The organism is Novosphingobium sp. CCH12-A3 (assembly GCF_001556015.1).
In the GTDB taxonomy this organism is placed as follows: domain Bacteria; phylum Pseudomonadota; class Alphaproteobacteria; order Sphingomonadales; family Sphingomonadaceae; genus Novosphingobium; species Novosphingobium subterraneum.
Map to the genome: position 1 here is coordinate 124,047 of NZ_LSIA01000116.1, position 10,337 is coordinate 134,383.

Annotated in this window: 8 protein-coding genes; 5 read left to right on the plus strand and 3 right to left on the minus strand. The window is 61.6% G+C overall.

Annotation, left to right across the window (positions count from 1 at the left end):
- Positions 1-45 precede the first annotated feature (45 nt).
- From AX703_RS08770 to AX703_RS08780, 3 genes are all read left to right on the plus strand, one after another.
- Complete coding sequence (locus AX703_RS08770; RefSeq protein ID WP_062343649.1) at positions 46-2,724, plus strand: TonB-dependent receptor domain-containing protein; 2,679 nt, start codon at positions 46-48, stop codon at positions 2,722-2,724.
- Positions 2,725-2,820: 96 nt separating this feature from the next.
- A complete protein-coding gene (locus tag AX703_RS08775) occupies positions 2,821-3,180 on the plus strand; it encodes a helix-turn-helix transcriptional regulator (protein ID WP_062343650.1) in 360 nt (119 codons plus the stop codon).
- Entirely contained in the window at positions 3,164-3,652 is a 489-nt protein-coding gene (locus tag AX703_RS08780; RefSeq protein WP_156451985.1) for an SRPBCC domain-containing protein, read from the plus strand. The genes AX703_RS08775 and AX703_RS08780 overlap by 17 nt, the downstream gene beginning before the upstream one ends.
- A gap of 2 nt (positions 3,653-3,654) precedes the next feature.
- Here AX703_RS08780 and AX703_RS08785 read toward each other — a convergent pair whose 3' ends face one another.
- Positions 3,655-4,329, minus strand: a complete 675-nt coding sequence (locus AX703_RS08785) for a response regulator transcription factor (protein WP_039335097.1) — start codon at positions 4,327-4,329, stop codon at positions 3,655-3,657.
- A 63-nt stretch (positions 4,330-4,392) separates the two neighbouring features.
- The gene (pobA, locus tag AX703_RS08790; protein WP_062343652.1) at positions 4,393-5,562 is read right to left on the minus strand and encodes a 4-hydroxybenzoate 3-monooxygenase; all 1,170 of its coding nucleotides are present in this window, start codon (positions 5,560-5,562) and stop codon (positions 4,393-4,395) included.
- A 114-nt stretch (positions 5,563-5,676) separates the two neighbouring features.
- Here pobA and AX703_RS08795 point away from each other — a divergent pair, with 114 nt between their 5' ends.
- Both AX703_RS08795 and AX703_RS08800 read left to right on the plus strand, forming a co-directional pair.
- The gene (locus AX703_RS08795) at positions 5,677-6,519 is read left to right on the plus strand and encodes a helix-turn-helix domain-containing protein (RefSeq protein WP_062343653.1); all 843 of its coding nucleotides are present in this window, start codon (positions 5,677-5,679) and stop codon (positions 6,517-6,519) included.
- Between the two features lie 244 nt (positions 6,520-6,763).
- Complete coding sequence (locus AX703_RS08800; protein WP_156451986.1) at positions 6,764-9,328, plus strand: hypothetical protein; 2,565 nt, start codon at positions 6,764-6,766, stop codon at positions 9,326-9,328.
- 176 nt (positions 9,329-9,504) lie between these two features.
- Here the strand turns inward: AX703_RS08800 and AX703_RS08805 are convergent, their stop codons facing one another.
- Positions 9,505-10,065, minus strand: a complete 561-nt coding sequence (locus tag AX703_RS08805) for a hypothetical protein (RefSeq protein ID WP_156451987.1) — start codon at positions 10,063-10,065, stop codon at positions 9,505-9,507.
- Positions 10,066-10,337: the final 272 nt, after the last annotated feature.

The window sequence follows — 10,337 nt, forward strand, 5'->3', positions numbered from 1 at the left end:
TTTCCCGCACTACAGAACATTCCTTTTCCCCAGGGGGGACGACAGATGAATACCTCGCGGCTCGCAAACCTGCTGCTGCTCTCCACCGCGCTGATCTGCCCGGCGCTTGCCCACGCGCAAGAAGCCATGCGGACACCGCCCCCGGCATCCGAGGCTTCGCCCGATCAGGCTGCGACTGGTCCTCAGGTTGAGGAACAGCCGCAGGAAGCAGCGCCGGAAGTCTCCATTCCGGGTGGCGAGATCGTCGTTACCGGCCAGCGAGACCGCAACCTGCAGCGTGCCGCCCCGCAGGTCGTCTCCGTGCTCGGAACCGCCGAAATCGCGCGAACCGGTGAAGGCAACATCGCAGGCGCGCTTGGCCGCGTGACGGGCCTCAGCGTCGTCGGCAACGGCTATGTCTACGTGCGCGGCCTGGGCGATCGCTATTCGCTCGCGCTGCTGAACGGCTCTCCTCTGCCAAGCCCGGAGCCGCTCAAGCGCGTCGTCCCGCTTGACCTGTTCCCCTCCAGCATCATCGCCTCGTCGCTGGTGCAGAAGTCCTATTCGGTGAACTACCCGGGCGAATTCGGCGGCGGCGTGGTCAATCTGACCACCAAGTCGGTCCCGCAGGAAGCCTTCGTCAACGTCGGCATCGGCGGTTCATGGGATACCGAGACCACAAATCAGCTGGGTTACACCTATTATGGTTCCAGCACTGACTGGACGGGTTTCGACAACGGCCAGCGTGATTACACGAAGGCACTGCAGAGCTTCTTTGCCAGCGGTGAACGCCTGAGTTCCGGCAATGTCGATGCGGTTGCCGTGGGGCAGGGCATCGTCAACACCCGCAACGGCCTGACCCAGCGCATCCCGAACATGCCGGGCAACGGCTCGCTTTCGTTCTCGGCGGGCAAGCCGTTCGAGCTCGGCGGCGCGACGCTCGGCGTCATCGCCACCGCAGGCTACAACAACAAGTGGCTGACTCGCGACGTGCTCAGCCAGACTTCGGTCGAATCCGATCTCGCTGACCTCCAGTCCGATTTCCGCCGCGTGACCACCGACAATCGCATCGTCGTCAACGGCATGCTCGGTCTTGGCCTCGAATTCGGTCGCAACAAGATCCGCTGGACCAACCTCTACATCCGCGACACGCTCAAGCACACGCGCATCAGCCTTGGCCAGCGCAACCAGACTTCGGCAGACTGGCAGCAGCAGGAAACCGCATGGTACGAACGCCAGCTGATCGACAGCCAGATCGTCGCCGAACTCAAGCCGCTCGATGGGCTGAGCGTCGACCTGCGCGGTGGTTTCGCCAATTCGCAGCGCGAGGCGCCCTACGAACTGGGCTTCGAATACGTCCGTACCAATGTCGCCTCGGACCCGCTCGGCCAATACTTCGTCAACAATCTCGATGGCAACGCCGGTCGCGCCAACGTCAGCTTTTCCGATCTCAACGAAGATCTGTGGTCGGGCGGCATCGACGTTTCGTACAAGGTCTCGCCCGCGATCACCGCGACGGTTGGTTATGCCTATACCGATACCCGCCGCACCAGCTCGCGCCGCGATTTCCAGTGGCGTGCCGTCGATCTGCCCGATGGCGTAAACCTGTTCCGTCCAGACTACCTGTTGAGCAACGCCGTCATCAAGGCGTTCAACATCGGCCTGGTCGATACGAACGAAGGCAACCCCGCCTTCCTCGCTACGCTGAAGAACCATGGTGCCTACGCCAAGATCGATGCGCAGCTGACCGATACGCTGCAGCTCGATGCCGGTGTTCGCTATGAAACGGCGAAGATGGGGGGTGCGGCCATCCCGGTGTTCAAGGACGTGACCACGGTCACCGCGCCGACCAACCTGAACAACGATTACTGGCTGCCGGCGGCCACCTTGACCTGGTCGTTCCGCGACGACATGCAGTTGCGCGCCAACGCCTCGAAGACGATCGCCCGCCCGCAGTTCCGCGAGTTGATCTACCAGTTCTACTTCGATCCCGACACCAACCGCACCTATCGCGGGAACCCCAACCTGCAGGACAGCACGCTGACCAACGCCGAGGCCCGCTACGAGTGGTACTATGGGCGTGACCAGCGCTTCTCGATCGCAGGCTTCTGGAAGCGCATCGACAAGCCGATCGAGAGCTTCGTCAGCCTCGAAAGCGACAACTTCATCACCAGCTTCGCCAACGCGCCCAAGGCCGATCTTTACGGCGCCGAAGTCGAACTGCAGAAGTACTTCGACATGTCCGACTGGGGCGGCATGTGGGAGTCTCGCCGCTTTGCCCTGATCGCCAATTATACCTACACAAAGTCGAAGCTGAAGGTGAAGGAAGGCGATCAGACGTCGTACTACCTCGCAGCATCGACTCGCGCGCTCGACTACTTCACCAATGGCGCGCCACTGACGGGGCAGAGCGAGCATATCGCCAACGTCCAGCTCGGGCTCGAAGACACCGACAAGCTCTCGCAGCAGACCATCCTGCTGAGCTATGCCAGCAAGCGCGTCTTCAGCCGCGGTCTGCTCAACACCGGCCAGCCCGATGTGGTGCAGGACCCTGGCCTGCGCATCGATTTCGTTGCACGCCAGGGCTTCAAGCTGTTCAAGCAGGATCTCGAACTCAAGTTCGAAGCGCGCAACATCACGGGCCGCCGCAACTACGAATACCAGCAGTCCGGTGCCAACCGCGTCGAGGTCAACTCCTACGATGTTGGCCGCACGTTTGCGCTCTCGGCCTCGATGACGTTCTGACGCCGCACCGATCAACCACCCTCGAGAGGCGGCCTGTCACAACAGGCCGCCTCTTTTTTGTTGTGGCAATGGCCTGATCGTGAGAAAGTGAACCATATGGTTCAGTATGAGTCGTCCGGCCTTGATGCAGCTTTCGCGGCGCTGGCAGATCCCACGCGGCGCGGAGTCATGCTGCACCTTGTGCAGGCAGATGCCTCGATCACCGATCTCGCCTCCCGTTTCGGCATGACGCTCACCGGCATGAAGAAGCATGTCGGCGTGCTCGAGGCCGCCGGGTTTGTCGCCACGGAGAAGATTGGACGGGTGCGCAAGTGCCGGCTGGGGCCCCGTCGCATGGAAGACGAAGCCGCGTGGATCGAGCGCTACCGGCAGGCCTGGGAGGCCCGATTTGGCGCGCTGGACAATGTTCTTGAATCAATGATGCGAAGGGAGAATGACGATGGTCAGTCAAGCTGAGAGCCCCGATCCGCAAACGCGGGTGGAACGCCCGTCGGACAGGGAGCTGGTCGTCATCCGTTGCTTCAGGGCGCCGGTGCATCTGGTCTATCGCGCATGGGCCGACCCCGCGCTGTTCCGTCAGTGGTGGGTGCCACGGTCATTCGGCATGACGCTCGTCTCGTGCGAGATGGACGTGCGCGTCGGCGGCACTTACCGGCTCGAGATCGGCCACGTGTCCATGGATCGACCGATGGCGTTCTACGGAACCTATCTCGAAGTCGAGCGGGATCTCAGGATCGTCTGGACCAACGAAGAGAGCGCCGACGGAGCGATAACCACGGTCAGCTTTGCCGAGCGCGATGGCGGCACCGAAGTCACCATTTCGAACCTGTTTCCAAGTGCCGAAGCGCTCGAACAGGAACTGGCATCAGGCGCCTGCGATGGAACGGCGGAAAGCCTGCGTCAACTGGCGGAATTCCTGCGAACCTGACCTTACGGCCGATCCAGCACGTACCCCATCGAGCGCACCGTGCGCAGCGGCGATCCTGCGCCGACATCGCGCAAAGCGCGGCGCAGGCGGCTGATCCAGGCGTCGACGGTCCTCTCGTCAATCGGCTGGTCGTGCTTGCCCAATGCCGCAATCAGCTGCGTGCGGCTGAATACGTGGCCGGGCTTCTCCATCAGGTAGCGCAGCAGGCGCATCTCGTTCGGCATCAGCAGCAGCGGCTTCTCCCGCCAGCGGGCCTGCAGCGCGGCAAGGTCCAGCGTCAGTTCGCCCAACCGCAGCACGCGCGTCGGCGCTTCGTGCTCGGGAAGCTGGATGGAGAGCACCCGGTCGAGAATCGCGCCTCGGTCAACGGGACCGACGATATAGTCATCCGCTCCGGCCCGCAGGGCGCGGCGCTTGGCCTCGGCGTCGTCTTCCTCGAGGATCATCGTGATATGCGCTTCCTGCCCCAAGCTGTCGCCGCAGCGCAGACGGCGGCACAGTTCAAGGCCGGACATTTCGTCCAGCACCCAATCGATGAACGCCCAGGGCCGCCCTTCCATGAGGGGAAGGGGGGCCTCCGATTTCCAGCGGTGAAACACCACGCGCAGATCGGAATGAACGAAGGGTTCCCGTCCTCCGGATAGGTTGCCTGTCAGCAGGATGTCGATGTGCCGCATGTAAAGAAAGCCCCTGTTTCCAGGAGCTTTCTGTATCGACTTTGTGACGGTGAAATGACGATGTTACACCGGCAAGCCGACGTAATTCTCGGCGATGCTCGTCTGCGCTGCCTTGCTGGACGCGATGTACTCCAGCTCGGCCACCTGCATGGCGCGCTCGAACGGGCCGTCCTCGGGGAAGCGATGCATCAGCTTGGTCAGCGACCACGAGAAACGCTCGGACTTCCACACGCGGGCCAGCGCCTTGGCGGAGTATCCCGTGATCGCATCGTTATCGGCACGCTTGAAATATCCGCTCAGGGCTTCGGCGGCATAATGCACGTCGCTGGCGGCAAGATTCAGGCCCTTTGCGCCGGTGGGCGGGACAATGTGCGCAGCATCGCCGCACAGCAGCAGGCTGCCGTGGCGCATCGGTTCGAACACGTAGGAGCGCAAAGGCGCGATCGACTTTTCGATCGAAGGCCCGCGCGTCATGTTCGCCGCAGCCTCGGGCCCAAGGCGCACCGCCAGCTCGTCCCAGATGCGCTCGTCCGACCAGTCCTCGACCTTTTCGGTCAGCGGCACGTCGACGTAATAGCGGCTGCGCGTGTGGCTGCGCATCGAGGCGAGGGCAAAGCCCCGCTCGTGGTTGGCGTAGATCAGCTCATGATTGCACGGCGGCACATCGGCAAGGATGCCGAGCCAGCCAAACGGATAGACCCGCTCGTACTCGCGCGCCACGCTGGCCGGGATGGCCTTGCGGCTGGGGCCATGGAACCCGTCGCAACCGACAATGAAGCGCGCATCGATACGCAGCTGGGTACCGTCGGCCGCATAGGTGACGTAGGGCGCTTCGCTTTCGATGTCATGCAGCGCAACGTCACCAACACCATAGATCACCTGCAGGCCGCGTTCGGGGGCGGCGTCCATCAGGTCGCGGGTGATCTCGGTCTGGCCATAGACCACCACCGTCTTGCCGGTGAGATTGGCGACGTCGATGCGGATCAGGCGTTCGCCATCGGCAAGGTTGAAGCCTTCCTCGACCAGTCCCTCGGCCTTGAGGCGCGCATCCAGCCCGAGGCGTGCCATCAGGCCGACCGTGATCTGTTCGAGTACCCCGGCGCGAATGCGGCCAAGCACGTAATCGGGCGTCTGCCGTTCGAGCACCACGCAATCGATGCCCTCGGCCTTGAGCAGGTGTCCGAGCAGCAGGCCGGCCGGGCCTGCGCCGATGATGGCGACCTGGGTCTTCATGACAATTCTCCCACGCGGCCCGCACTGGGATGCGGGCCTGATCCTGCGGAATTTGACAGAGTGCGGCATCTGGAGGAATGCAGCGTCAGGACAAACAGCTGGCACTTTTGGGACATGATCGAGGCAATTCCCAGATACGCGCTCTATGGCGAAGGGATGGCGCCAACCGCTGGCGGCTTTGCGCATATCGAGACGATTGCCGAGCGTAGCGCGCTGCACGATTGGGAAATCGGCATCCATCGGCATGACCACTTCGTGCAGGTCCTTCTGGTAGAGGAAGGACACGCCACCATCACGCTCGATACGCGCACCGTCGGGCTGGAAGGGCCGGGCAGGGTTATCGTTCCTGCCGCTGCCGTCCACGGCTTCCGCTTCCGTCAGGGGACGAGCGGATTTGTCCTCACCTTGTCCACCGACTTTTCCACACGCGCAGCAGAGCCTTCAGACCCGCTGCTCCCCGCGTTGGCCCAAGGCGGAATCGCTGCCCTTTCCGAAGAAGCTGCCACCCGCGCGTTCTGGCTGGCGCGTGAAATGCTCTTGCTCCAGCAGGACTGGCAGCAGCATGACCCCTTGTTCCTCTCGTTGGCCGAAAGCCTGATCCGCACGCTGGTCAGGGATGTTCCTGCAGGCGATGCGCTCGAGCGCTCCGACCGGCGTCTTGACCGCTTCCGCGAACTTGTCGAACTGCATTACCGCCAGCACCGCGATCTCGATTTCTACGCCGGATCCCTTGGCCTGACCCGGCGCACGCTCTCGCGCCTCACCGCCACGCGGCTAGGCTGTTCGCCGATGGACCTGATCCACCGCCGCCTCGCTCTCGAAGCCCACCGCCTGCTGCGTTATACCAATGCCACCGCCACCCAGGTTGCCGCCGAACTCGGCTTCGAAGACCCCAGCTACTTCTCCCGCTTCTACCAGCGGGTTACCGGTCGGCGGCCTTCGCAAGACAAGGCGTAGACCTGTTTAGTCATGTTTACGGATCACCGTCGACCTGTGTCTCGTCAGATCTGCTTATCGCGCAGTTATCTTTAACTAAAGTAATGCTTTTCAGATTACTGCTCCTCTTTAACGGGATCGGCTGGCAATTATGGCAAATCTTTGCCAAGTTCGGCCCTGTTTTCGAGGGGTAAACGGGGGAGCCTCTTTGTCTCATGCGCTGACAAGAAGCGAAGCGGTCGCGCTGTCTGCTGCGTGCCTCCTCTTGCCGCATCCCGCGTTCGGCGCCGGTGCTGAACAGGATGCGCAGGTTCCCGGCGCCCTGACGGCAATTCCTCGAGACACGGGCGATCCCATCGTCGTAAAGGGGCAGCGCGAAACGTCGATCATAGACGGCATCATTGCCGAGGATGAGCTCGAGGAAGCGGATATCTCGGCCTATGGAGCCGATACGGTGGGGGACCTTCTCGATCAGGTTGCATCCGGCATTGACGCTTCCGATGACGGCCCGGTCGTTCTGATCAATGGCCAGTTGGCGAATGGAATTGATGACATTGCCGACTTGCCGCCCGAGGCGCTTCGCAAGATCCAGCTGCTTCCCCGTGATACCGCATCGCGCATCGGTCAGCGACCGGAGCGTCGTGTCGTCAACATTCAACTGAAGCCCGCTTTCCGCCAGGCGACGCTCAACGCCGAGGGCGCCTTCGCCACTGCGGGCAAGGGGACTGGAGCCGGCGCCGCCGCCGGGTACACCAAGATATCAGGTTCGAACCGGACCACGATCACGGCGCGCATGCGTGACACCGACATGCTGCTTGAAAGCGACCGCCCGATCTTGCCCACTCCGGCAGGGGCCACACCTTATGATCTTGCTGGCAACGTCGTGGCTCTTGCAGGATCGGGCAACGAAATCGACCCCATGTTCAGCCAGCTTGCCGGCACCCGGGTAACGGTGGCGGCCGTTCCGTCCACTAACCCGACACTGGCCCAGTTTGTTGCCAGTGCCAATGCAACGAACCTGAATGGCATTGCGGCATACCGCAGCCTGGTGCCGGATTCCCGGACCTGGTCGATGAATGCGACGCTGGGGCGCCGGCTCGGACCCCGCACGAATGTCAACATCACCGCCAATGGTGAGCTGACCCGCAGCCGTTCGCTGCAAGGGGCGGCCACGGCGCTCCTACGGTTGGACCCTGCCAGTCCGGTCTCGGTCTTTTCGCAAGCTGTCAATGTGGCGCGCTATCTGCCGGTGCCGCTTGAAGCCAAGCGGCAAGGAGGCGGGGCTAATCTGGCAGCAACCATCAACCACAATCTGGGCAAGTGGACCGGCACGCTTTCATTGAATTACAATCACCGCGAAGATCGGACACTGACCGATCGGGGCGTTGATACTGCGGCTCTGCAAGCGGCAATTGATGCAAACCTGTTCAGCCCATTTGCTGAAGTGCCGAACGCCTTCCTCAGCATTTCCCGGCGTGATGTCGCCCGTTCGAACAGCGATCTGGCCAGTGCACAGGCGACGTTGACGGGCCCGGCCGTCAAATTGCCGACCGGGGAGATCATGGTTTCGCTCCGGGGTGGGGGCGGCATCCACTGGCAACGTTCGGAAAGCAACGGCTCGCTCGTTTCGACACGAAGGAACGATGCGAACGGGCAGGTGTCGGTCGATGTGCCCCTCGCAAGCCGGCGCAACAATGTCTTGGCGGCGATCGGGGATCTCCGGGCCAATCTTGCGCTGGGCTTGCGAAACGCAAGCGGCGTGGGGCGCCTGTGGAACCACGCCTACGGCTTGAACTGGCAACCGGTTTCCAGTGTCTCCTTGCGGGGCGGGTTCACGGGCGAGGACATTGCCCCGCAGCTGGCGATCATCAATGCTCCAGTTATTGTCTATCCAAACGTCCGCTTCTTCGATTTCATTCGCAATGAAACGGTGGACGTCACCGTCATCGGTGGCGGGAATGCCGCCTTGCGCAACGAAAGTCGCAGAACCTTGAGCTTCGGCGGGACGTTGGCCTTGCAGGACCGCGGCAGGCTTAATCTCAACGCAGATTTCACGCGCACACGCTATCTCAACAGGATCGGTGCGCTGCCACCGCTCAATGCCGAAGTGCAGCAGGCTTTCGCTGACCGATTTGGTCGGGATGATAGTGGCCGCCTCGTCCGGGTGGACAATAGACCGGTGTCCTTTGCGCGCGAGGAGCATGAGCAACTACGATGGGGCGTCAACTTCTCACGCTTTTTCGGCAAGGCTCAGGTCCGGCAGGCCCGTCAACTGGCCCGTCAACTGGGCACGGCGCTGATCGACAACGACGAAGATGGCACGGCTGGCAGCCCGGGCCTGGAAGGGCCCAAGCCTTGGCGCGTCAACTTCTCCCTGAACCACACGTGGACGCTCAAGGCCCAACGCCTAGCCCGTGCAGGTTTGCCGAGCGTCGATCTTCTTGACGGCGGCGCATTCGGCTATGGCGGCGGACAGGCCAGGCACGCCATTCAATTTAACGCCGGCATTGCAGGAAAGGGATTCGGGCTGCAGTCCAGCGGGACATGGAAAGGTGCAACAAGTATCCGGGCCGGCACTACCCCGTCTGCTGCAGATCTGCGCTATGCGTCGCGCGCATTGATCGATGTCCGCCTGTTCGCCGACCTTGGGCGCGTGTTGCCTGATGCAACTTGGGCAAGTGGCACACGCGTCAGCATCAATGCGCGAAATCTGTTCGACAGTCGGCAGCGCGTGACGGACGGGACCGGCAACACGCCCTTGCGCTACCAGCCCTACCTGCTCGACGCTGTGGGCCGCTCTATACAGATCGGCGTCCGCAAGACCTTTTGACGAAGGTGCTCTTGGGCGTTTTCGAACCAGATGGCATCATCAGGTGACCCTGAAAACGCGGTAGAACAGGAGTTAGGAGCCATCCGTCCGATGCAATCGGAAGGGATTCACGCTGGCGCAAAGGAAAAGGGTGCCGATGTTGCCCGGCACCCTCTCCAAGGACATCAAGCCGTCGATCAGATCGTGGTGGTGACGATCGGAGTGTTCGGCAGGGCATAGTCGACGCCGCCGAACGACACGTAAAGCATGTCTCCAGAATCCGAGCCGGGGACTTCCACGACGCTGGTAATGATGCCGTTGGCGCCATTGTCTTCGTTACCGTCGCCGAGGCAGACTGAGCCGACTTCGGGAGCGTCGGTGGTCGAACCAAGATCAGCACCATAGCCAAGCAGGTTGATACCCGTAACAGTGCCGTTCTTGTTGTTGCGAACATCGAAGGTCACGGCGTTGGCATCGATCACTGCGATCTTGCGTACTTTCCTGTGTGTGGTCTTCTTCTTGACGCCGGTCGTCCATTCGCACGTGGCTTCGACTTCGGAACTGGAGAGGGTGTAGAATGACAGCGCGTCTGCCGTCATGTTGGCCTTCGCCTGGGCGTTGTTCCAGCCGTAAAGCACAGAAACGTCGCCCTTGCCGACGAAGCCTGTGCCGGTGTCGTAATTGAACGAAACGGCGGCAATTGCTGAAGTCGAAATAAGGGCCGTGGCCGCAACGGCCGCAATCATCATCCTGCGCATGTGCATTATCCTTGGATTGGAGTTTGCTGCCCCTTTTCGGTTGCGACTCGATTGTTGGGGTCGAACTTTGGTATACGCGAAGTTAACAAGTATTAAAACTGCGTTAACCATTGTGTCAGCAAGCGTGCATTACTAACCTTCGGTATGAAAAGGCAGCACGATCGATGGTGTTTCATACTCTTAAGCCATTAGAATCAGAGGCTTGCATTCGTTACTAAGAGTCGGATTCGAAACTAATTCGTTGAATGACAGTGTCTTGCGGCACGCCGGAT

Bases quoted from the DNA above. Each gene is read 5' to 3' on its own strand.
- AX703_RS08770 (WP_062343649.1), top strand. From the start codon at position 46: ATGAATACCTCGCGGCTCGCAAACCTGCTGCTGCTCTCCACCGCGCTG.
- AX703_RS08775 (WP_062343650.1), top strand. From the start codon at position 2,821: ATGGTTCAGTATGAGTCGTCCGGCCTTGATGCAGCTTTCGCGGCGCTG.
- AX703_RS08780 (WP_156451985.1), top strand. From the start codon at position 3,164: ATGGTCAGTCAAGCTGAGAGCCCCGATCCGCAAACGCGGGTGGAACGC.
- AX703_RS08785 (WP_039335097.1), bottom strand. From the start codon at position 4,329: ATGCGGCACATCGACATCCTGCTGACAGGCAACCTATCCGGAGGACGG.
- pobA (WP_062343652.1), bottom strand. From the start codon at position 5,562: ATGAAGACCCAGGTCGCCATCATCGGCGCAGGCCCGGCCGGCCTGCTG.
- AX703_RS08795 (WP_062343653.1), top strand. From the start codon at position 5,677: ATGATCGAGGCAATTCCCAGATACGCGCTCTATGGCGAAGGGATGGCG.
- AX703_RS08805 (WP_156451987.1), bottom strand. From the start codon at position 10,065: ATGCGCAGGATGATGATTGCGGCCGTTGCGGCCACGGCCCTTATTTCG.